The sequence below is a fragment of the Sphingobacterium prati genome, assembly GCF_013167215.1.
Taxonomy (GTDB): domain Bacteria; phylum Bacteroidota; class Bacteroidia; order Sphingobacteriales; family Sphingobacteriaceae; genus Sphingobacterium; species Sphingobacterium prati.
The window spans coordinates 850,380-872,758 of record NZ_JABJWY010000038.1 but is presented as its reverse complement, the minus strand read 5'-3'; the positions used below and the strand labels follow the sequence as shown (position 1 = coordinate 872,758).

Here is a 22,379-nt window from a genome sequence, read left to right as displayed (position 1 = left end):
CTTAGGAGGCATTTTTATTGTGATGCCATTTTAAACATATCACATTTGCTAAAGATCAGCGTAAAAAAATCGCATTAGAATTATCCGGAACTATTATTTTCCAGATCACTTAGTTTCTTGAGCGGCTTGGCGGTATTGGCATCACTTCCAAAGAGCAGCTTCCATAGCTTACGCGATTCTTTCGTCAAAAGTGGCGACACGATGGAAAGGATCAATACATACACCACGACGAAAGATTGAATCACAGGGAGTAAAGCGCCTGCTTTGCCGATATTGGCCATGATAATCGAAAATTCTCCGCGGGCAGACAGGGTAAAGCCGATGTCAAAGGAAGTTTTAGGCTTCATTCCCGAGAATTTGGCTGCAAAATAACCTGAAGCAAGATTACCCATAACGGTTACCACAGCTGCTATGGAAGCCCATAATACGGCTCCCCCCAGCGACATGATATCAATCGATAGTCCGAAGCTAAAGAAAAACATCGCCCCGAAGAAATCTTTATAAGGCAGCACCATTGCCTCAATTTTCTTAATGTATTGCGAATCTGCGAGTACCAATCCCGCCATCAATGCACCAATAGCCTCAGCAACATGGATGGTCTCCGAAAATCCGGCAACGATAAAAAGCAGCGCAAAAATGACCAATATAAATAGTTCAGAAGTTTTTTCTTTTAATAAACGGTCTATTGCCGGCACCAATTTACGGCCCAGCACCAAAAAGGCCAAGATAAAGCCCAATGCCAACAAGGACGTCCCTGCTACCGCCCAAAACGAACTACTACCCGTTAATATCAATCCTGAAAGAAAGGAAATATGCATGGCGATAAACAGGTCGTCAAACATGATCATTCCCATAATCACTTCGGTCTCTGGATTTGCCGTCCGTTTCAGGTCCGTAAGCACCTTAGCTACAATAGCTGTTGAAGAGCTCGTCATGATACCACAAAGCACCATCATCTCCTTGAAGGGCATATCCATCAGCCAACCAATCAACAGTCCAGACGTAAAATTGAGCAGTACGTAGATGGTCCCTCCTGTTACGATGGCTTTACCGGATTTAATCAGTCGATTGACTGAAAATTCCAGTCCCAGATAGAATAAGAGAAACAATACCCCTAGCCTGCCCATAAAATCTATAAAGGGTTTGCTTTCGGTAAATGTCAGGTCCACCATCCCAATCTGAGGTGCATGCTGTCCCAAAACCATGCCTATAATAATGAAAAAAGGAATAACGGAAAACTTGAGCTTGTTAGCAATCAGTCCAACAATGGCTACAAGTCCGACAGCGATTCCAATTTCCAATATTAAGGTATGTGATAGCATAGATTACAGTAAAATTTCCTTTAAAAGTTTGATGTTGTTTTTCTTTCCGGCAATGACCAGGGTTGTGCCCGGAGTAATCAGGTAAGATGGTCCGGGGTTGATCACCGTTTCATCATCCCTAATCCCAGCAATAATGGAAGCTCCTGTACGTTGCCGTACCTCCAATTCACCGATCGTTTTCCCTGCCCCTTCCCATTTGCCCTCAAGCTTGTACCATTCGATACGCAAGTCGTCCAAAGCTACTTCAATTGTTTCCAATGCCTTAGGTTTATAGGACAAGCCGCCTATAATACCGGCTATCTGACGGGACTCATCATCATTAAGTGTCATTACACAACGTGATTCATGCTCCTCGTCATCATAACGATACAGTTCCCGCCGACCATCATCGTGGATCACAACAACCATATTGTCTCCCGCATCGGTTTCGATTTGAAATTTCTTTCCAATTCCAATCAGATCGGACTCTCTTACAATAGACATAATCTTCTATTTAAATAAATACCCATAATAACAGCAAAGCGCCGTTTTACCAAAAACAAATTTAACCAAAAATTCAATCTTAAACGAATCCTCTCCGCGCGACGGCAGGGGACATGAACAAGCAGATTATCCCAAAATACTAAAAAAAGATCAGAAAAACGAGTTTTAGGCAGCGTAATTCATTTAAAAGCATCAGTCAGCGAACCCTTTTTCTTCATGAAAGCGTTTTTACAAAGTTGAATTTCTATAACGTTTTCGTAGTTCGTGCAATCGTTTGTTCAGCTCAGCAAAGAAATCACTCCGCCTAATTTCTTTATACTTGTCGCCATTAAAACTAGCGAATCTAAATTACACACTATGGTCAAAAAGAGTCATTTCATTCTACTGACACCCTTAACAATTCTTTCAGTAGCAGCACCTTGTTATGTTGCAGCGCTCCCTAATAATGCGAAGACAGCCATTATCCAAGTCGTCCAACAACAATCCGTTTCTGGAAAAGTGCTGGATGAATCCGGAAAGCCTGTCAGCGGGGTTACCGTACAGCAAAAAGGAACAACAGTAGCAACCACCACTGGTCAAGATGGAGTATTTACGCTGACAGTCACATCAAAAAATGCTACATTAGTCTTTAATTCAATCGGATTTATTGCACGGGAGTTACCAGTATCCCAAACAACTCAAGTTACGCTGACAAAATCCGAGGACATGTTGGACGAGGTTGTCGTTGTTGGTTACGGTAAACAGAAAAAAAGTGACCTGACAGGAAGTGTCGCTACAGTGGAAGCCAAATCCCTGGAGCGAATCAATTCGCCAAACATCGTGGACAAACTACAGGGCAAGATTTCTGGTCTAGCAATCAATTCTGGAAATGCTAAACCAGGGGAAACCGCAGCGATCAATATACGTGGCGAAAACTCCATATCTGCTTCCAATAATCCTTTGATCATCTTAGATGGAATCCCTTTCAGCGGCTCATTGGGTGATATTTCCTCCAATACGATTGCGAGTATTTCTGTATTAAAAGACGCCTCTTCCACGGCCATTTATGGATCACGTGCGGCAAATGGGGTCATTTTGATCACCTCCAAAAAAGGTGCCGCTGGAAAAGCGCGCATCAATTACAATGGTTATTTTGGGCTTCAGAGTGTAGAACGTCGTCTGAAATTAATGAATGGCCCACAATACATTCAATTTATGCGCGACTATCAAGCCGCTAAAGGTAAAACTGGTGATGCGCTTAATCCCGAAAACTACCTTTTTGCGAATGTACTGGAACAGTATAAAAAAGGCGAAGAAGTCAATTGGCAAAATGAAGCTTTTAACAATGCGGCTCCCATTCACGAACATCAGCTCAGTTTTTCGGGCGGAACTGACAAATCTGATTACTATGCATCTGTAAGCTATCTCAATCAAGATGGCGTGGTTAAAAACACACCATACGAACGCTACAATGTCAACTTAAATCTCAATCAAAGCCTAAATTCATGGTTAAAATTGGGAATGACCATGCAAGCATCACAAGGCAATCGTGATGGTGTACAACCCAACCTGGAAAGCGTGGTAAAACTATCTCCCTATAGTAAAAATCGGGATGAAAATGGTGTAGCAGAGACGTATCCGATGTATGCCCAAACATTATGGGGTCATCCTTTCGCCGATGAAAATGGCCAATGGGACAATACACGACGGACTGTTTATGCAAACTCCTGGTTAGATGTCAAGCTTCCAATTGAAGGGTTAAGCTTCAAGTCAACATTTGGCACGAACTACAGAAATATCAATGAAAACTCCTATTATGGATCAAATACGTTGACAGGACGCGGTGTAAATGGACGGGGAGAGATTTATAATGAACATTTTTGGGATTGGACCTGGGAGAATTTACTGACTTATGACCGGACTTTTGGCGATCATAAAATTAATGTAGTCGGACTCTATTCTTCACAAAAGACCAACCTCAAAACGTCTAAAATGACCGGCGATGATTTCGTTTCCGATGCCGGGTACAACAATATGGCTTCAGCTTCCAAAAATCTGAAATTGGAATCCAAGCTTGAGAATACAGCGATGATCTCTTATATGGGACGGATCAACTACTCCTTCAAAGATCGTTATCTATTGACATTAACCGGTCGTTCGGACGGTTATAGCGCTTTTTCTGTTGATAACAGGTACGCCTTCTTCCCTTCAGTTGCCGGAGCTTGGGTAATCTCCAAAGAGGGGAATGTCCAGGATTACTTTGATCTGTTAAAACTACGTGTTTCTTATGGTAAAAACGGGAACCAAGCCGTATCTCCATATCAAACCTATGACCGATTGACCAATGTGGATTATATCTATGACCTAGATCCCGTAAAAGGACTCGTGATGAATTTCAATGGACGAGGAAGCAACCTGACCTGGGAAACGACATCCTCCTTAAACGCAGGTTTGGATTTTGGCATTCTTAAAAATCGTCTCTCGGGAACGATTGATTACTATACATCCAAAACAACAGATCTTTTGCTGAGCGAGCAAGTCCCTGTGATGAATGGTTATAATACAATCTTGAATAATATTGGTGAAACCTCCAATAAAGGGTTTGAGGTAACTCTTAACGCATTGAACATTAAAAATGACAATTTTCAATGGAACACCACGGTCAATTTTGCATACAATAACAACAAAATTACCAAATTACGTTCCGATGGAAAGGACGATTTGACCAACGCATGGCTTATTGGCAAACCCATTCGTATATTTTATGATTACAAAGTGATCGGAGTATGGCAAGAGGGTGAGGATATCGCCAACTCTTATCAACCAAAAGCAAAACCAGGCGACGCTAAATTAGCTGATTTAAATAACGACGGTAAAATCGATGCCAGCGACCGTACTGTCATGGGGAATAAAATTTCACCTTATACTCTCGGTATTGGGAATGATTTTACCTACAAAAATTTCTCCCTTTCTATTTTTATGAACGGTGCTTTTGGCGGCACAAAAGTGGACGACTTTAAAAATATCGAGCGTTTCCTACCCAATAATGGCGCAAATTATCTAGCTGATATGCCTTACTGGACACCGGAGAACCCAAACACAGCTATACCGTCACCGGGTTACACACCTGTCAATAACCATACGTATTACATCAATTCAGCGTATTGGCGGATTCGCGACCTCAGCTTGGGCTATACCTTTGAAGGCGATTTTCTAGAACGATTGAATCTTTCGTCCGTCAGGGCATTTATCAATGCACGCAATATCTATACGTTCTCCAAAATAAAAGGGTATAATGTAGAAGCATTAAGTGTCAGTTCGACGACAGGAAACCCCACATCAACAAATATTGCCTACCCTTATCCGGTAGCAAGAACATTCTCATTAGGGCTAAATGTTCAATTCTAAACAGTTAAATATCATGAAAAAGAGAAATACAACTTTATATACACTTTTAGCTGGTCTTAGCCTATTCTTTACTGGCTGTAGCAAAAATTTTCTAAATGAAGATACCAGCGGCTTTCAATCGCCTGACAATACCTATATTAATACCAAAGGTTTTGAAACGGGCCTGAACGGTCTATACGCGTACGCTCGGATGGAATTTCTGACCTGGAACGGCAGTATATTTTCACAGGGAGCAACACCGCAGGAAGCTTTACAAGTTGGTACAGACATTGTCGCGATCAAAACCACAGGAACTGATGCAACTTTAGCGCCTTTTAGCAACTATAGCCTCAATCCAGCTTCGTCTTATGTACGTAATTACTGGAAGTATGCCTATGGTTTTATCGGAAATACGAATATCATCCTGGAAGCACTTACCAAAAACGCGATACAATGGACCGATAAAGAGAATGATCCAAAGCGTGTGGAAGCTACAGCCCGTTTCTTCCGCGCCTATAGCTACCGTTACCTGATCAACCTCTACGGGGATGTACCTTGGGTGGACAAGGTATCGCCAACCCCACGTCGTGACTTTACCCGTACACCTAAAGCTGAGGTACTGGCACATATGATTGAGGACCTTAAATACGCTGGTGACAACTTGCCTGAGGACCCAGGCCCAATTCAGGAAGGCAAATTAACCAAATGGGCAGCCCTTCATTACCTTGCAGAGGCCTATCTCGATGCAGGTCAGCCAGATTTGGCTGCAGAAGCAGCTCAAAAAGTTATTCAAAGTGGTTACTTTAAGTTAAACGATCAACGATTTGGTGCTGAGAAAGACAAACCCGGTGACTATTTCCACGACATGTTTATTGAGAACAACCAGAATCGTTCGTCCGGCAATCAAGAAACTATCTGGGCCATTCAACTGGAATACAATACGCAGGGAGGTGGAGACAATTACACGGATTGGAGCAAACGCGCATGGGTTCCTTTCTATTCGCAGCAAAAAGGTTTTGTCCTTGCTGACTCACTCGGAGGAAGGGGCCTTGGCCACGTACGTCCATATCAGTGGTGGCTAGACAGCTATGAAAAGCAAGACGTCAGAAATTCGTCTTACAATATTAAACGGGATTGGTATTATAATGATCCTTCCGTTCCCGAACTCTATGGTAAGAAGGTTGTGTTGACCGAGGACATCATCGCTTCGGGCAATGTATTTCCAACAATTACCAAGTTTTTCTATGGAAAAACAGCAGCAAACCCTGCATTTGAAGGCAATATGAAAGATCGTGTGAAAATACGATTGGCCGAGACCTATCTTTTATTGGCGGAAGCATATATGCGCGCCAATAAACCTGAGCTGGCGAAGGATGCCATCAATGCGGTGCGTGCCCGGGCCAAAGCCTCTCCGGTCAATGCTTCGGCAATCAACGTAGATTTTATATTGGATGAACGTGCGAGAGAGCTTATAGGCGAAGAAATGCGCAGGATGACATTAGCACGCTTTGGTGCCGACGTTTTCCTACGCCGTGTACAGGCGCTTAATCCCCAGTCAAAAGATGTTGTCAAGAAGGAATTTATTCTTTGGCCTATTCCACAGGAAGTCATCGACAGCAATACTGAGGCTGCTTTCCCGCAGAATGCTGGATATTAAACCTGACGTCAAAAAAGCCTCGTGGAATTTAAATTCCACGAGGCTTTTGATTGACATATCATTTGTTTTTCCATTCTACCTCGCTTCAACCAGTTTGTAACTTCCATCTGGACGCAGCTGACTACGCCCCACCGTTATAGTTTTGGAATGATAAAACAAGAAGATCCATCCCTGGGGAGCGCCCTCTGCCCAATAAGCCTGCCGAAGTTCTTTTGAACGGCGGCCATCAAAATCGTATTTAGCCACGTAATTATGAAAAATTTCTTCTGGCTCAGGTAATACATCGCCGCCGAAAAAATAATGCTCTGCCCCTGTTTGGATGTGAAATACCTGATGATTTGCGGTATGTCCACCACTATGCGCGTAACTAATTTCATTATTTATCCGCCCCTCACCCTCTACCAGCACGAGATTTCCACTCCGTTGGACAACATCAAAAATCTCTGTACGGTACGAACTGGAGATACCTGAATAGGCATCCTCCCATTCCCCCCTTTGCACAATGTATTCCGCCTCCGGAAAAGCAATGCGAGGCGAGCCACTTTCCATACTCACCATTCCACCAGCATGATCCTTATGTAAATGCGACATCAGTACATATTTCACATCATCTGGTTCGTAACCCAATTTTCGGATATTATTGTACAATTTCAACACAGCGTGTTCATCTGTATGGCCTAGGCCGGTATCACAGATCACAATACCCGATTCTGTTTTAATCAAAAAAGGATGAACATGGATAAACATCGATCCCGGACGGTCTTTTGGGTCATCCAAAGCTGGATCAAAGGGAACGAATTTTCTGCTCTTATCGACGGAAAAAGAACCTTCATATAAAGAATAAGCCTGTACCATATTTAAAACATTGGGAATATGCACGTTAAGCAACCGAGGGTCAATACCAGGTTTAGGAATTAGGTAAGTCCAGCCTTAAAACGTATATTTACACTTAAAATATTGTGCAAAGATATGCAAAAAAGGTGGGTACTAAAATCTAAAACTGATGTCAAAATAACCAACAAACTGCGCGAGGAACTAAATATCAACGCTGTGTTAACAGAGTTGCTCGTCAGCAGGGGAATTGGGAGTTTTGACGAAGCAAAGCAGTTTTTTAGACCACAATTGTCTGATTTGCACGATCCATTTTTGATGCAAGATATGGAAAAAGCCATATCCCGAATCATCCAAGCCATTGGCAATAAAGAAAAAATCCTGATCTACGGTGATTACGATGTCGATGGTACCACAGCAGTGGCCGTAGTCTACAGTTTCTTTAGAGAATTTCACAGTCAACTTGAGTTTTACATTCCGGACCGCTATGCAGAGGGTTATGGGATATCGACGCAAGGTATAGATTATGCCGCTGCCAACGGCTTTACCTTAATTATTGCATTGGATTGCGGCATAAAGGCCATTGATAAAATTGACTATGCTAACAGCAAGGGGATAGACTTTATCATCGGTGACCACCACCTGCCGGGCGAAGAACTTCCGAAGGCATTCGCTGTACTAGATCCGAAACGTGCAGATTGCGCGTATCCCTACAAAGAGCTTTCAGGTTGTGGTATCGGCTTCAAGATCATTCAAGCATTTATCCTGACCAATGATATGGATATCAATGCCTGTTACCAATTTTTGGATCTCGTTGCGGTAAGTATCGCATCCGATATCGTTCCGATCACCGGCGAGAATAGAATCTTAACCCATTTTGGACTGATCAAACTCAACACCAACCCCTGTGTCGGACTTAAGGCGTTGATTGACCTTTCCAACAATAGAACAAAAACTTTCACTGTCAATGATATTGTATTTCAGATCGGCCCGCGCATCAATGCCGCCGGTAGGATAGACCATGCGAAGGATGCCGTTAAATTATTGATTTCAAAATCCTTACAGGAAGCCAAAGATTTTAGTTCGAGTATTGATGATCAAAATAATGTCCGTAAGGATTTCGACCTAAAAATAACCGAGGAAGCCCTGGCGCTCATTGAGGAAAATGTCGTACTGAAAAGCCGTAAATCAACTGTATTATACAAAGCGGACTGGCATAAAGGCGTCATCGGTATTGTTGCTTCGCGATTGACGGAGAAATATTACCGCCCGACAATTATATTGACCGAGACCAATGGCCATATTGCCGGTTCATGCCGATCAGTAATCGGATTCGATTTATATGAGGCCCTAAGTGAATGTGCTGACCTACTCGAGCAATTTGGTGGTCACAAATACGCTGCTGGTTTAACGATGTCTCTTGACAACGTCAGCCTGTTTCAAGATCGCTTTGAAGAAGTTGTCGCCCGACGGATCAGCCCCGAAATGCTGACGCAAGAAATCTTGATCGATGCCAAACTTCAGCTGAAGGATATAGATGCAAAGTTTTTCCGCATACTCCAACAGTTTGAACCATTTGGCCCACAAAATGAGGCTCCGATTTTTTTGAGTAAGAAAGTAACTGCGGTGGGCCCGGCTTTCCCTGTAGGTACAAACCATTTAAAAATGACCGTGCTGCAGGAAGACTCCGCATCTTTTGACTGTATCGGTTTCGGACTAGCCGACCATATCAGTCTTATCAATTCGGGCCAGAGTTTCGATATCTGTTATAGTATAGAGGAGAATGTATGGCGCAACAAGAGAAACTTACAACTTAATATCAAGGGTATTCGGTATTAGCATTTCGATAGTCGATGATGGGTACATAGATTTAATTCTTGTGGACAGCCTACAGCATTTTTGCGTTAAATGGTAATAGGCTAGGACTGTAAAACTAATCACATTCCTCAGATCTAAATACTACGATCTAAATACTTAATACTAAGAAGATATTAAATATATTTACAATAGATTTGCATGAAAACAATCCTACAAGGATTTCGGGATCAGATTAAGCTGATCTGAAGTTCGCCGGAGTAAGGGTAGAAAATACATGCAACAAAAAGCTAAATCAAGAAGATGATTTTAAAGGCAGAACATCTCATAAAAAAATATAAGCAACGTACAGTTGTCAATAATGTTTCCTTTCATGTTGAACAAGGAGAGATCGTCGGATTATTAGGCCCCAATGGCGCTGGTAAGACCACTTCTTTTTATATGATTGTTGGTTTGATCAAGCCTAACGATGGGAAGGTATTCTTAGATGATCAAGAGATAACACAAGACGCCATGTATCAGCGTGCGCAACGTGGGATAGGCTATTTGGCACAGGAAGCTTCTGTGTTCCGGAAGTTGTCCGTGGAGAATAATATTCTTGCTGTCCTAGAGATCCACTATCCGAACAAAGAAGAGCGTATGGCCAAGCTGGAGGAACTGTTGAGCGAGTTTAGCCTTCATCGTGTGCGTAAAAACAGGGGTGATCTATTGTCAGGGGGTGAACGCCGGCGTACTGAAATCGCCCGGGCATTGGCTGCAAATCCATCATTTATACTTCTGGATGAACCCTTTGCAGGGGTTGACCCCATTGCCGTGGAGGAAATACAGACTATTGTCGCCAAGCTCAAAACGCGCAATATTGGCATCTTAATCACCGATCACAATGTACAGGAAACTCTTTCCATTACCGATAGAGCCTATCTTTTGACCGAAGGAAAAATTATGCTTGCCGGCACCCCCGAAGAAATTGCGGATAATGAGCTGGCACGAAAATTCTATCTCGGTCGTCATTTTGAATTAAGAAGGAAAAAATTTTAAAGCATAAAGAAGATCCCTATGGCCTTATTAAACTCCATTTTTACTTGGTTCATGAAAAAAAGAATTCACCAGATTGAGCTTTTCATGAAATATCCCCACGATGTACAAGAAGAATGGTTCCAGAGTTTAATTTCTACTGCTGAGGCAACGGAATGGGGAAAGAAATACGATTATACGAGTATACTCACGCCCGAAATATTCAAAGAACGTGTGCCGATACAGGACTACGATGATATCAAAGGCTATGTAGATCGGATGATCAAAGGCGAGCAGAATATTCTTTGGCCATCGGACATTAAATGGTTTGCAAAATCTTCGGGAACAACCGCTGACCGCAGTAAATTTATACCGGTCAGTGAAGAAGCACTGGAAGAATGTCACTTTCAGGGAGGAAAGGATATGTTGACCATCTACTGTCACAATAGGCCAGAAAGTCGTGTTTTTACTGGAAAATCTGTCGTTATCGGTGGTTCATCCCAGATCAACAATTTCAGTCCGGATTCCTACTATGGAGATCTATCTTCAATCCTAATCCGTAATCTTCCTTTTTGGGCAGAATTTAAACGTACCCCTAACATGGAGGTGACTTTAAATCCCAATTTTGAAGAGAAAATAGAACAGATCGCCCAGATCACCATCAAAGAAAATGTGACTAGTCTCGCTGGTGTGCCAACCTGGAACATTGTGATGGCCAAGCGTGTTTTGGAAATCACAGGCAAGGACAACCTGTTGGAGGTATGGCCCAATCTTGAATTTTATGGTCATGGTGGCGTAAGCTTCAAACCTTACCGCGAGCAGTTCCACAAGTTGATCCCTTCCGACAAGATGTACTATCTAGAAAACTACAATGCATCAGAAGGGTATTTTGGTTTGCAGGATGAATCAGATTCCGAAGACCTTCTGCTGATGTTGGATTATGGGATTTATTACGAATTCCTTCCAATGGAGCGGGTACATGAGGAAAATCCGGCTACGTTACGCTTGGACCAGGTGGAAATTGGTACAAACTATGCCCTGATCATATCCACCAACGCTGGACTATGGCGCTATAAAATAGGTGATACGATCAAATTCACTTCCCTGTCGCCTTATCGCTTTCAGATATCAGGACGCACAAAACAATACATCAATACATTTGGTGAAGAAGTAATCGTAGACAATGCTGAGCAAGCACTGGCAGAAGCAAGCAAATTGACAGATGCTCGCATTAAAGATTATACCGCAGGACCAGTATATTTTAGGGAAGCAGAAGCTGGCGCGCACGAATGGGTGATCGAATTCGAACAGCAGCCCAACGATTTTAAACGTTTTTGTGAAATATTGGATGCAAAATTGCGGGAAATCAATTCGGATTACGATGCAAAAAGATTTAAGAATATGGCACTTCAATCGCCAATTGTCCATAATGCGCCTTCAGACACTTTTTATAAATGGATGAAGTCTAGAGGTAAGCTGGGTGGACAGAATAAAGTCCCTCGATTGAGCAATAACAGAGAATATCTCGATCCGCTTTTAAAGATTTTACAAGATTGACCGAAAGTCTATCCTTGTGGAGATTAGCCAAAATTTTTCCTATACATTTTTGGCTAATCTCTTTTGTTTAGGGTTTAATTGCAGTTTTATACAAAAACACAAAAAAACCAAGGATAAAATTCACAGAAATACCTTTCTTTTGAATTTCAACATCACGCTGTAACAATTCGCGAGTTTCACTCGATGTTACTTCATTGCTTTTGTTAAGACGGTGAGTCAATTCCATACTAAGTTTATTTTATGATAAGTGATTTTATAGCGTACAACGAGCCAAAAGCCAACCAATGGCCGCATTCTTTATTGCCAAACTTTATGCCATAAATACAGATGCAGTATTAATTAATAAAAAATTAACACAATTAATTTATAATACACATTTTTTGAAAAAGATTGGCCTAAAATCTTCATTTTCAAAACAACAAGTGTAGTAAATTGGAGAATGACTGTCCGAAATAAAAGGCATTCCGCTGGATAGTAAATTATCAGGACAAAGTGCGGTTTATATTTCAATTTTTCCTAACTTAGCCTAAGTAATATAAAAAATAAGATGAACGCGACAGAGAACTATTCAATTCGCGTAGAGCCAACTCAAAATTCAAGACTCTCGCAAGTAGATTTCGACAATCTAAAATTCGGAAAGATATTATCCGACCACATGCTGGTCGCAGACTATGATGATGGTGAATGGAAAGATGTCAGCATCGTCCCTTATGGAGATATCAGTATCAGTCCTTCAATGTCCGCTTTACATTATGGTCAAGCGATCTTTGAAGGTGTCAAGGCTTATAAATTTGCAGACGGTACAGTGAGCATCTTTCGTCCAGACAGAAACTGGGAAAGATTTAATAAGTCTGCAGCCCGTCTTCAGATGCCTGAGGTCCCGGAAGGAATCTTCATGGATGGCCTGAGCAAACTATTGGATATTGACCGTGATTGGGTTCCTGCCAAAGAAGGTTCTTCGTTATATATCCGTCCATTTATGTTCGGTACAGAAGCTGCTTTGGGCGTACATCCATCCAAATCATACAAATTTATCATTATCACGGGGCCAGTGGGCGCTTACTATAGCAAACCCATTAGCTTAAAAGTTGAAACATACTATACACGTGCTGCCGAAGGTGGTGTTGGATTTTCGAAAAATGCGGGTAATTATGCATTGTCACTTTATCCTACCCAATTGGCTAACGATGAAGGTTATGATCAAATTATGTGGACTGACGCTGCAGACCATAAATACATTGAAGAGGCAGGTACTGCAAACTTAATTTTCCGTATTGGCGATACCATTATTACACCACATGGTGATACCATTTTACACGGTGTAACCCGTCGTACCATTATGGAATTAGCTGATAAATGGGGCTTTAAAACCGAACAGAGAAAGGTATCTGTACAAGAGCTTATCGAGGGTATCAAAGCAGGTACAGTAACTGAGGCATTCGCTGCAGGAACAGCTGCAACGATTACCCATATTAGCCGTATCGGTTTTGAAGGTCAAGACTACAACTTGCCACCAGTTGAAGGCCGTGAGTTCTCCAACAAAGTATTGCATTATTTGAATGAGTTGCGCTACGGTAAAGTAGCTGATCCATTCGGATGGAATTACTTGGTAAAGTAGATCGTAAGAATATAAGAAAGGCAGCTGGAAATAACTAGCTGCCTTTTTTTATGTAAGTGTCTTTTTTTTATGGATAAGCATTTTTTCATTAATGTATTATGAATGAACGCGCTATCCCGGTTTATCGGTCAGCAAAAATTTTCAGCAGCTTGTCATGACTATTGGTACTGATGAAAACATAAAGGTTTTATTGCCTTGAGATAGATTAGCTCATTCCGTTATGATCAAGTAGCTTGCTGTTTATAAACGCAATAATCGCCGCTGTCTCGGTCGATTGAAACCAAGAGGTGTCACCGTATTTTTTGAACCAGGTTATCTGTCTCTTTGCGTAGCGCCTCGAATTTTGCTTGATTTTATCCACAGCATCTTCCAAAGAGATATTACCATCGAGGTAGTCGAACAATTCGGCATAGCCTACCGTAAACAGCGCCGGTTTACTCCGAAATTGAAGCAATGACTTAACTTCTTCCAGCAAACCCGTTTCCATCATACGATCTACCCGAAGATTGATCCGTTCGTACAATTGGGAACGCTCCATATTCAGTCCGATTGTCAGGATATTAAATGGTCTTTTATCCACGTCTTTTTTATGATAAAACGACATCGGGTTGCCGGTAGCCTCAAATACTTCCAGGGCGCGCACGACACGTTGTGGATTGTCTACATCGGCCACTTGATAATAAGCAGGATCAATTGCTTTTAACCGTTCCTTCATCTTTTCAATACCCAATTGCGCCATTTCGTTGTTGAGTCTTTCACGCACCTCCTCCCCAGCTTTGGGAAGGTCATCCAGTCCTTCACAGAGTGCACGTACAAATAGTCCGGATCCCCCCACCATCACAACCACATCATGTTGCTCGAAAAGCTTATCCAGCAAGCGTAACGCCTCCCGTTCAAAATCGCCGGCAGAATAATCTTGGGCAATGGAATGCGAATTTATAAAATGATGTGGAGCAGCGGCCAATTCTTCTACATCCGGCTTTGCCGTACCGATGTTCATCTCCCGATAGAATTGGCGGGAATCAGCAGAAATGATTTCAGTCTTAAAGTATTGGGCCAATGAAATAGCCATTGCAGTTTTTCCAACAGCAGTCGGACCTACAATGGCTATTAGTGTTTTTTTATTTGCCATAATATTTGCTTCAAATGCTCAAATAAGCATCCAAAGGCATTTTCCATTAATATTCGTCTTCGTAGCCAGTAGATTCTTCACGCTCCTCCTCGCCTTCTCCCTCTTCATCTTCATCTTCGCCGTCGCTGTCAAAGCCATCCAATTCATCCTCGTCATCCACACCATATTGTGTTTCATCTTCCTCAACATACTCATCTTCCTCAACAGCATCAGCTACAGGGAAATTAGCGGCAGTCATGGTTTTAGGCACCTGACCAACAGACTTGAATAAAGCCGGGTAATCTTTACCAGCTTCTTCCTTCAAGATTTTGATCAGCTCTACCTGAAAATCATAAGGACGGTCAAAATTATAGACATAATAAAACTTTTGGTGCGGATCATCAATAAACTTGCTCAGGCGAATATTCTCCATTAATAAGACCTCAGCATCTTTTTTACGCTGCGTGGGTTTAAATGCAATTTCTGTCCCTTTTTTCCATTGGTCATTGCTGACGTAAAAAGAGGAAGAAGCATCAGCCGCATAGCCTGTTGTTTTGTGGATTTCCTCATGCATGTCTAAAAATGTACTTTTGGAAGGCATATCAATTTCACGATATACATCTTCGTAATCTTCAAAAGTAACTCTAAATCTATAAATTGCCATCTTTTATGTATCCTTCTTTTTAGCAGTTTAAAATTAATACTATATTTTAAGAATTGGAAATTTCCAACGGGATTTCTTGTTTGACCTCCAAGCCCATATCTCCGGCCTTTTTGATCAAATATTGATACGCTTCGATTCGGGAATTGGGAATCTCGCCTTCCAAAATAGCCTCACGGATCAAATTTTTCAACTGTCCAACAACGCGGCCGGGAGTTAATCCGAAAAGCGTCATAATATCCTCACCGCTAATCGGCGGCTGCCAGTTTCGAATCTTGTCTCGTTCTTCCACATCCTTTAGCTTCTGCTTGACAAGTTCAAAATTCTGACGGTATTTTTTCTTTTTAAATTCATTCTTAGTTGTCACGTCTGCATGGCACAACATCATCAGGGCATCGATATCATCATCTGCCTCAAACAATAAGCGCCTTACAGCGGAATCTGTCACAATATCCTGCGCAAGGACAATCGGGCGAAGATGCAATTGTACAAGTTTCTGTACAAACTTCATCTTTTCATTCAGCGGCAATTTCAGTTCAGCAAAAAGTTTGGGTACCATGCGTGCACCGCGGTCTTCATGTCCGTGAAAGGTCCAGCCCAATTTCTTATCGAAACGCTTTGTTGCCGGTTTGGCAATATCGTGCATAATAGCTGCCCAGCGCAACCAGAGATCCTCCGACAATTCGCACACATTATCCAAGACCTCCAATGTATGGTAAAAATTATCTTTATGCCCCTTTCCGTCAATAATATCAACCCCATGTAAGTTGTACATTGCGGGAAAGATCAGCGCTAATAAACCAGTATCAAAAAGGTATTTAAAGCCCACTGAGGGTTTGGAGGAGAGAATAATTTTATTGATTTCGTCAATAATCCGTTCCTTGGAAATGATCTTGATGCGTTCTTTCGTCTCCGTGATCGCTTTAATGGCCTCAATATCTATCTTAAAATTTAGCTGAGTCGCAAAACGGATCGCACGCATCATCCGCAAGGGGTCATCCGAAAAAGTTTCTATGGGATCGAGCGGAGTCCGGATTATGCGGTGTTCAAGATCCTCCACACCATTAAATGGGTCTACCAAAGCACCATAATCAGGCTTATTTAATGAAAAAGCCATGGCATTGATCGTAAAATCACGGCGATTTTGATCATCGGCCAACGTGCCATCCTCTACGATCGGCTTTCGGGAATTGGCCCGGTAAGATTCCCTTCTTGCCCCCACAAACTCCACATTTAAGCCTTCAAAAACAAGCATTGCCGTTCCAAAATTTTTATAGACTGCAACTTTTGTATGCAGCTTTTCACCCAGCAATGTTGCAAAGTCAATACCACTTCCCACCACAACAATATCCACGTCATTCTTGAATGGACGCTTCATCATATAGTCGCGTACATATCCTCCGATGACATAACACTCGGTATTTGTCTGCTCGGCGAGCTCTTTGATGATAGAAAATATTGGATGTTGTAAATTATCGTGCATAGTTAGAACGTGTGGTAAAAAACCAAACATTTTGCAAAAGTAGCAATTTTTTTAGTATTGGGTATAGCTATTGAGAATTGAGATTGATAATCATTTCCCCCTTTTAGAGTTCAGAGCCCTGATCACTGGATCATATAATCGCACGATAAAAGCATGAACTTAAAAAAATATGTATCAATTACCCTTCGTCTAATCCCGATCTTTGGACAGTTTGCGGAATGCCAATGGATTCTTTAGTAATTCAGCCTGTTCCCGGCGACGTTTTACAATATGAACTGCGGTAAAAATTGCTTCCATAAATGAGTCTGGCGACGCTAGATTTTTGCCCGCGATATCGTAACCTGTACCGTGATCTGGTGAAGTACGAACAATAGGCAAACCCGCAGTATAATTTACACCAGCCCCTTTTGCGATATGCTTAAATGGAATCAGTCCTTGATCGTGATACATCGCCAGCACCGCATCAAACTTCTCATAAGCGCCCTTTGCGAAGAAACCATCTGCTGGATAAGGACCAAAACAGAAAATTCCCTGTTCATTTGCTTTTTCAACCGTTGGTCGAATAATCTGGTCGTCTTCAGTCCCGATAATACCATGATCTCCAGCATGTGGATTAAGTCCCAAAACAGCTATTTTGGGTTTCTCTACCCAGAAATCCTTTTTCAAAGATTCATTCATCAGAACGAGCTTTTTCAAAATTGCCTCTTCGGTAATATTCGCAGCTACATCATGCAAAGGAATATGACCTGTCACCACACCGATGCGCAGCTCATCACAGACCATAAACATCAACACATCGTCAGCTTCAACTTTGGCCTGCAAATATTCGGTATGACCCGGAAATTGAAATCCTTCCTGCTGAATATTGTGTTTGTTGATCGGTGCAGTCACCAATGCATCAATTTTGCCGGACTTCAAATCCTCGATCGCTCTTTCCAGCGACAAGAAAGCGTACTTACCGCCAACCTCATTTTCCTCACCCAACGTGATCTTGACGTCTTCCTGCCAGCAGTTAATCATATTCGCCCGCTTGGGATGGGCTTGTTCAGCATCATTGATTACATTAAAACTAAAATCATTTATCCCTACCGCCTTTCGGTGAAAAGAGGCAACTTTTGTATTTCCATAAACAATTGGCGTGAAAAAATCGCACATACGTTGATCTACCAGTGACTTTATAATTACTTCAAGTCCAATGCCGTTAATATCCCCTACGGTAATTCCGATTTTTAGTTTATCACTCATTCTATTTTTAAATGCTTTGAATCAAAAATAGGGATTTTTTTTTAGTATTGAGTAGTTAGATATGCGTATTGAGATTTGGCTGAACAAACCCCTGGCTTAAAAACCGCCTGCACTTTTGAATTTTTACTTTTGACTTTTTACTTTATAAAGCTTTTAAATTTCTAATTTTGCATCATGAGTACAGTTAGAGCAAAAAAACATTTAGGACAGCATTTCTTAAACGATAAGAATGCCGCACAACGTATTGTAGAAGCATTAGATCCTAAATTGGGTTTTAGCGAGGTACTCGAAGTCGGTCCGGGAATGGGGGTCCTTTCGGACTTTCTTTTGCAGAAAGAAGAATATGAGACCTATTTGATCGATGTTGATGACGAATCCATTGCCTACCTGGATGACAAATACCCACAATTGGGTAAAAGATTAATCCATGGCGATTTTCTAAACCTGGACTTTTCACAGTATTTCGGTGAAAAGATGGCTGTCATCGGCAATTTTCCCTATAATATTTCTTCTCAGATCCTTTTCAAGATCCTTGATGAACGCCAGCGTGTCGTTCAGATGACGGGCATGTTTCAAAAGGAGGTGGCCGAACGTTGCACAGCGAAAGCTGGCAGCAAAGAGTATGGCATCCTGAGTGTATTTTTACAAGCCTACTATAAAGTAGAATATCTCTTTACGGTAAAGGCAGGCGCATTTAATCCACCGCCCAAGGTGTTATCGGGTGTCATTCGCATGACCCGAAATGACCGCGAACAATTAGCTTGCGATGAGAAGCTGTTTTGGCGGGTCGTGAAAGCGGGCTTCAATCAGCGTCGAAAAACCTTGCGCAACTCCCTTTCGGGTGTTGTCCCAAAAGATAAGATGTCGGACAATCCGCTTTATGAGCTACGAGCTGAACGGCTCACCGTAGATGATTTTGTCAGTCTGACCAACGAAATCGCAAACAGCCTCTAATATGCATGCCACAGACAGTACATTCATCATCATTGGCGGCGGCATCGCAGGATTATGTGCTGCAATAGGACTCGCAAAATTGGGCATTGAAGCACATGTCTATGAAAGTGCCGCGGAGCTCAAAGGCATTGGGGCTGGGTTTGGACTTGCGGCCAACGCCATGCAGGCTTTAGAACAGCTCGGGTTAAAAGATGAAATCGTACCGCTAGGACACTATCTTGACTCTTATAATGTTCTGGATGAAAAAGGGAATATTTTGGTGGAACCGAATACCCGATCAATTAGCCAGAGATATAAACAGGATAATTTTGCTATCCACCGTGCGGACCTGCATCGATTTCTTTTATCAAAAATTTCCGGGCATAAAATTCATCTTGGCAAACGTGCGGCTTCCTTTGAACGGCTAGGGGAACAGACCCGTGTGCACTTTACCGATGGAAGCCAAGTTGTAGGTGACGCATTACTTGTTGCCGACGGTGTGCATTCCGTTTTACGTCAGCAGCTGATCCCAACATCAAGCCCCCGTTATTCGGGCTACACCTGCTGGCGGGCGACAATAGATAACAGTAGCATTCAGCTCAAAAAAAGTACCGAAACTTGGGGTTCAAAAGGCAGGTTTGGGATGACTCCCCTTGTCGGCAACCGTATTTATTGGTACGCTTGTATCAATAGCCGACAACAAAATCCAACATTGAAAAACTGGACCACGGCAGAATTATTGGAGAATTTCAAGGATTACCACGACCCGATCCCAACTATGCTATCGGAAACTAAAAATACTGAGCTCATCTGGAATGACATTATCGATATTGCGCCACTACAACAGCTTGCTTTTGGCCCCATCCTCTTACTGGGAGATGCTGGTCACGCCACAACCCCCAATTTAGGACAAGGTGCCTGTCAGGCAATCGAAGATGTTGCTGTGCTGCTTGACGAACTGCGAACAGCAGCATCCATTACTTTAGCTTTCCAAGGTTTCCAAAAACGCCGATTGGAGCGGGTAAACTATATCTGCAATACCTCCTGGAAAATCGGAAAGATTGCCCAATGGGAAAATCCCCTGCTGATAGGCACACGTAATTTTTTGATGAAAATAATGCCAGACAGGCTCAAGCAGCAGCAGTTAAACAAATTATTGTCCGTGGACTTTATGCAAATCAATCGTAACGATGAAACCGGGATCTGAATCATTTCCCGTGTTCTCATCAACAACTAAATATTGGATGAAAACTAACATTTTGATCGTCGACGACATTCACGAGGTCATGCTTGAAAAATTTGATCAGGCAGGTATCGCTTATAACTATCAACCGGATATTAGCCGGGAGGAAGCCGAAAAAATTATATCCCTGTATTCGGGCTTGGTCATTCGTTCCAAATTTCAGGTTGATCAAGCTTTTTTCGAGCTAGCACCCAACCTACGTTTTATTGCCCGGGCAGGGGCCGGAATGGATAATATTGACGACGCGATTGCACTGCAGCGGAAAGTCATGTTAATTTCTGCCAATGAGGGAAACCGAGATGCAGTAGGCGAACATATGATCGGGATGTTATTAAGTCTGATGAATAACCTTAACCGCAGCGATCAACAAGTGAGGGCTGGCCAATGGTTACGTGAGGCCAACCGTGGATACGAACTTAAAGGCCGTACAGTGGGTCTGGTGGGCTATGGTCATAATGGTATGGCGATGGCCAAAAAGCTGTCTGGTTTTGATGTAAAAGTCCTTGCCTATGACAAATATCGGACAGATTATACAGACCAGTACGCCACAGAGGCCAACATGGAAAAAATCTACCAAGAAGCGGACGTGATCAGTTTCCATATTCCTTTGACCGACGAGACACGTGGTATGATCAACCGAGACTATCTCTCCAAATTTGAAAAGCCTATTTTCTTTCTACTTGGCGCGCGCGGCGGTATTGTCGACGTACCTGCCGTATTACAGGCGCTTGAAGAGGGGGCCATTCTCGGTGCAGCTTTCGATGTGCTTCCTGTTGAAAAGTTCCCCAAACTTGCCGAACAGACTTGGTATCCAGACCTTATCAGCAGGGACAATGTGATTTTGTCGCCCCATGTGGCCGGCTGGACATTTGAGAGTTATTATAAGTTGTCGGAAGTTGCCGCAGATAAGATCATTGCATTTTTAGCTTCCTAATTTCCTACAAGAATCTATTATCTTCTTGCCAGGGGATCGGTAATCAATACTAAAATGAAATGCAGACGGGTCTGTTGCGGTGCCAATTTGCGGCACTAAAAAATACCGACAAGAATAACGATCAAAAACTGCAACACCAAGCTACCATCCAGAAGATAAGCGTAATGATAATGCTCTTTTGTCCTGAATACGGCCAGTTTTAGTAAAGCGAAGATAAGGATATTAGTCAAGATCAATCCAACCTTGACATACATCATATAGGGTACGATCAGAACAAGAAGGCAATGCAGTACTAACAATGTATAGGTAAGGTTCTTTGCCCTTTGTTCACCCAACATATTAGGCAAGGTACGCAGGTGGTAATAAGAATCCTGCTGAATATCACGAATATCAAAAGGCAGCGTGCAGATAATCAAAAATACAAACTTCAAACCACAGAGCGCGATAAATACCCATTGTGTGATTTTGTCACCGGCACTGACCAACTCGATATAGGGAAGCATCACACTACTACAAACCCAAACCAAGGCAATATGGAAGATCTTTGCACCAGGGAGCTGTCTTAGTCCTACTTTTCGGTCATGAAATGTAAATAAAGGCATTCCATATAGCAGGCTCAACAAACCGATAAACCCCAAAAACAAAAAGGAGTGCAGATGAATATGCCATAAGCAAAAAGCAAGCACGATCAAAGCAATGCTATTATTTACCCACATGACCCATTCATGGTTAAATATCCAACGTGTACGGGGGAATTTGGACTCTTTTGGTTTTTTAGGCTTTGACCACCAAAGACTGAAATTATACAGCAATAAGGTAGCAGTCCCTTCCACAAGAACAATATACCAATTGATCGGCCTTTCAAATATAATGTAGGTAAGCGCACATTGTGCCATGGCCGCCATAGCGATCAAAAGATTTGTGTAGATCGTGATATAAAACAACTTTCTTAGAAACAACATCTTGGTTAAATCGTATTGCAATATAACAATCTTGATAGAGAAAAGTAGTTTAACATTATATTAAACATCAAATTGTTGATAAAATGGTCAAAAACCGCTAAATTGTACACCGAAATTGAACGATCAAAAACGATTTCGCAACGA

At 42.2% G+C, this 22,379-nt stretch carries 18 protein-coding genes; 9 read left to right on the top strand and 9 right to left on the bottom strand.

Features of this window, described 5'->3' with window-relative positions:
- Nucleotides 1-80: 80 nt before the first annotated feature.
- Together HPC41_RS22790 and HPC41_RS22785 are read right to left on the bottom strand one after the other, a co-directional pair.
- Entirely contained in the window at nt 81-1,322 is a 1,242-nt protein-coding gene (locus HPC41_RS22790) for a cation:proton antiporter (protein WP_172396371.1), read from the bottom strand.
- A 3-nt stretch (nt 1,323-1,325) separates the two neighbouring features.
- Entirely contained in the window at nt 1,326-1,805 is a 480-nt protein-coding gene (locus HPC41_RS22785) for a cation:proton antiporter regulatory subunit (protein ID WP_077438826.1), read from the bottom strand.
- Between the two features lie 357 nt (nt 1,806-2,162).
- Between HPC41_RS22785 and HPC41_RS22780 the strand changes: the two genes are divergently transcribed.
- Both HPC41_RS22780 and HPC41_RS22775 read left to right on the top strand, forming a co-directional pair.
- Nucleotides 2,163-5,192: a SusC/RagA family TonB-linked outer membrane protein gene (locus HPC41_RS22780; protein WP_172396370.1), complete on the top strand. Its 3,030-nt coding sequence runs from the start codon at nt 2,163-2,165 to the stop codon at nt 5,190-5,192.
- Nucleotides 5,193-5,205: 13 nt separating this feature from the next.
- A complete protein-coding gene (locus tag HPC41_RS22775) occupies nt 5,206-6,828 on the top strand; it encodes a RagB/SusD family nutrient uptake outer membrane protein (protein WP_172396369.1) in 1,623 nt (540 codons plus the stop codon).
- A 75-nt stretch (nt 6,829-6,903) separates the two neighbouring features.
- Here the strand turns inward: HPC41_RS22775 and HPC41_RS22770 are convergent, their stop codons facing one another.
- Complete coding sequence (locus HPC41_RS22770) at nt 6,904-7,683, bottom strand: MBL fold metallo-hydrolase (protein ID WP_172396368.1); 780 nt, start codon at nt 7,681-7,683, stop codon at nt 6,904-6,906.
- A gap of 114 nt (nt 7,684-7,797) precedes the next feature.
- Between HPC41_RS22770 and recJ the strand changes: the two genes are divergently transcribed.
- The 3 genes from recJ to HPC41_RS22755 all read left to right on the top strand — a co-directional run bounded on the left by recJ (nt 7,798) and on the right by HPC41_RS22755 (nt 12,045).
- The gene (gene recJ / locus HPC41_RS22765) at nt 7,798-9,498 is read left to right on the top strand and encodes a single-stranded-DNA-specific exonuclease RecJ (protein WP_172396367.1); all 1,701 of its coding nucleotides are present in this window, start codon (nt 7,798-7,800) and stop codon (nt 9,496-9,498) included.
- Between the two features lie 279 nt (nt 9,499-9,777).
- Nucleotides 9,778-10,512 (top strand): LPS export ABC transporter ATP-binding protein, encoded by a 735-nt coding sequence (lptB, locus tag HPC41_RS22760; protein ID WP_172396366.1) that lies wholly within the window; start codon nt 9,778-9,780, stop codon nt 10,510-10,512.
- An 18-nt stretch (nt 10,513-10,530) separates the two neighbouring features.
- Nucleotides 10,531-12,045 (top strand): GH3 auxin-responsive promoter family protein, encoded by a 1,515-nt coding sequence (locus HPC41_RS22755; RefSeq protein WP_172396365.1) that lies wholly within the window; start codon nt 10,531-10,533, stop codon nt 12,043-12,045.
- Nucleotides 12,046-12,112: 67 nt separating this feature from the next.
- Here the strand turns inward: HPC41_RS22755 and HPC41_RS22750 are convergent, their stop codons facing one another.
- Nucleotides 12,113-12,271 (bottom strand): hypothetical protein, encoded by a 159-nt coding sequence (locus HPC41_RS22750; RefSeq protein ID WP_172396364.1) that lies wholly within the window; start codon nt 12,269-12,271, stop codon nt 12,113-12,115.
- A 321-nt stretch (nt 12,272-12,592) separates the two neighbouring features.
- On the opposite strand from HPC41_RS22750, the gene HPC41_RS22745 reads away from it, so the two are divergent.
- Nucleotides 12,593-13,663 (top strand): branched-chain amino acid aminotransferase, encoded by a 1,071-nt coding sequence (locus tag HPC41_RS22745; protein ID WP_172396363.1) that lies wholly within the window; start codon nt 12,593-12,595, stop codon nt 13,661-13,663.
- A gap of 205 nt (nt 13,664-13,868) precedes the next feature.
- Here the strand turns inward: HPC41_RS22745 and miaA are convergent, their stop codons facing one another.
- The 4 genes from miaA to pdxA all read right to left on the bottom strand — a co-directional run bounded on the left by miaA (nt 13,869) and on the right by pdxA (nt 18,163).
- Nucleotides 13,869-14,795 carry a tRNA (adenosine(37)-N6)-dimethylallyltransferase MiaA gene (gene miaA / locus HPC41_RS22740; protein WP_172396362.1) on the bottom strand — a complete coding sequence of 309 codons (927 nt, stop codon included), beginning with the start codon at nt 14,793-14,795 and terminating at the stop codon, nt 13,869-13,871.
- Nucleotides 14,796-14,841: 46 nt separating this feature from the next.
- Nucleotides 14,842-15,438, bottom strand: coding sequence for an IS1096 element passenger TnpR family protein (locus tag HPC41_RS22735; RefSeq protein ID WP_172396361.1), 597 nt, complete (start codon nt 15,436-15,438; stop codon nt 14,842-14,844).
- 46 nt (nt 15,439-15,484) lie between these two features.
- Nucleotides 15,485-16,918 carry a CCA tRNA nucleotidyltransferase gene (locus HPC41_RS22730; protein ID WP_172396360.1) on the bottom strand — a complete coding sequence of 478 codons (1,434 nt, stop codon included), beginning with the start codon at nt 16,916-16,918 and terminating at the stop codon, nt 15,485-15,487.
- 189 nt (nt 16,919-17,107) lie between these two features.
- A complete protein-coding gene (gene pdxA / locus HPC41_RS22725; protein ID WP_172396359.1) occupies nt 17,108-18,163 on the bottom strand; it encodes a 4-hydroxythreonine-4-phosphate dehydrogenase PdxA in 1,056 nt (351 codons plus the stop codon).
- 174 nt (nt 18,164-18,337) lie between these two features.
- Between pdxA and rsmA the strand changes: the two genes are divergently transcribed.
- The 3 genes from rsmA to HPC41_RS22710 are packed head-to-tail and all read left to right on the top strand — an operon-like array spanning nt 18,338 to nt 21,273.
- Nucleotides 18,338-19,117 (top strand): 16S rRNA (adenine(1518)-N(6)/adenine(1519)-N(6))-dimethyltransferase RsmA, encoded by a 780-nt coding sequence (gene rsmA, locus HPC41_RS22720; protein ID WP_172396358.1) that lies wholly within the window; start codon nt 18,338-18,340, stop codon nt 19,115-19,117.
- A gap of 1 nt (nt 19,118) precedes the next feature.
- A complete protein-coding gene (locus HPC41_RS22715; protein ID WP_172396357.1) occupies nt 19,119-20,303 on the top strand; it encodes an FAD-dependent monooxygenase in 1,185 nt (394 codons plus the stop codon).
- 37 nt (nt 20,304-20,340) lie between these two features.
- Nucleotides 20,341-21,273: an NAD(P)-dependent oxidoreductase gene (locus HPC41_RS22710; RefSeq protein WP_172396356.1), complete on the top strand. Its 933-nt coding sequence runs from the start codon at nt 20,341-20,343 to the stop codon at nt 21,271-21,273.
- 95 nt (nt 21,274-21,368) lie between these two features.
- On the opposite strand, the gene HPC41_RS22705 is transcribed toward HPC41_RS22710, so the two are convergent.
- Nucleotides 21,369-22,235, bottom strand: coding sequence for a UbiA prenyltransferase family protein (locus HPC41_RS22705; RefSeq protein ID WP_172396355.1), 867 nt, complete (start codon nt 22,233-22,235; stop codon nt 21,369-21,371).
- Between the last annotated feature and the right edge of the window lie 144 nt (nt 22,236-22,379).

Excerpts from the sequence above, each read along its gene's own strand:
- HPC41_RS22790 (WP_172396371.1), bottom strand. The coding sequence starts at position 1,322 with ATGCTATCACATACCTTAATATTGGAAATTGGAATCGCTGTCGGACTT.
- HPC41_RS22785 (WP_077438826.1), bottom strand. The coding sequence starts at position 1,805 with ATGTCTATTGTAAGAGAGTCCGATCTGATTGGAATTGGAAAGAAATTT.
- HPC41_RS22780 (WP_172396370.1), top strand. The coding sequence starts at position 2,163 with ATGGTCAAAAAGAGTCATTTCATTCTACTGACACCCTTAACAATTCTT.
- HPC41_RS22775 (WP_172396369.1), top strand. The coding sequence starts at position 5,206 with ATGAAAAAGAGAAATACAACTTTATATACACTTTTAGCTGGTCTTAGC.
- HPC41_RS22770 (WP_172396368.1), bottom strand. The coding sequence starts at position 7,683 with ATGGTACAGGCTTATTCTTTATATGAAGGTTCTTTTTCCGTCGATAAG.
- recJ (WP_172396367.1), top strand. The coding sequence starts at position 7,798 with ATGCAAAAAAGGTGGGTACTAAAATCTAAAACTGATGTCAAAATAACC.
- lptB (WP_172396366.1), top strand. The coding sequence starts at position 9,778 with ATGATTTTAAAGGCAGAACATCTCATAAAAAAATATAAGCAACGTACA.
- HPC41_RS22755 (WP_172396365.1), top strand. The coding sequence starts at position 10,531 with ATGGCCTTATTAAACTCCATTTTTACTTGGTTCATGAAAAAAAGAATT.
- HPC41_RS22750 (WP_172396364.1), bottom strand. The coding sequence starts at position 12,271 with ATGGAATTGACTCACCGTCTTAACAAAAGCAATGAAGTAACATCGAGT.
- HPC41_RS22745 (WP_172396363.1), top strand. The coding sequence starts at position 12,593 with ATGAACGCGACAGAGAACTATTCAATTCGCGTAGAGCCAACTCAAAAT.
- miaA (WP_172396362.1), bottom strand. The coding sequence starts at position 14,795 with ATGGCAAATAAAAAAACACTAATAGCCATTGTAGGTCCGACTGCTGTT.
- HPC41_RS22735 (WP_172396361.1), bottom strand. The coding sequence starts at position 15,438 with ATGGCAATTTATAGATTTAGAGTTACTTTTGAAGATTACGAAGATGTA.
- HPC41_RS22730 (WP_172396360.1), bottom strand. The coding sequence starts at position 16,918 with ATGCACGATAATTTACAACATCCAATATTTTCTATCATCAAAGAGCTC.
- pdxA (WP_172396359.1), bottom strand. The coding sequence starts at position 18,163 with ATGAGTGATAAACTAAAAATCGGAATTACCGTAGGGGATATTAACGGC.
- rsmA (WP_172396358.1), top strand. The coding sequence starts at position 18,338 with ATGAGTACAGTTAGAGCAAAAAAACATTTAGGACAGCATTTCTTAAAC.
- HPC41_RS22715 (WP_172396357.1), top strand. The coding sequence starts at position 19,119 with ATGCATGCCACAGACAGTACATTCATCATCATTGGCGGCGGCATCGCA.
- HPC41_RS22710 (WP_172396356.1), top strand. The coding sequence starts at position 20,341 with ATGAAAACTAACATTTTGATCGTCGACGACATTCACGAGGTCATGCTT.
- HPC41_RS22705 (WP_172396355.1), bottom strand. The coding sequence starts at position 22,235 with ATGTTGTTTCTAAGAAAGTTGTTTTATATCACGATCTACACAAATCTT.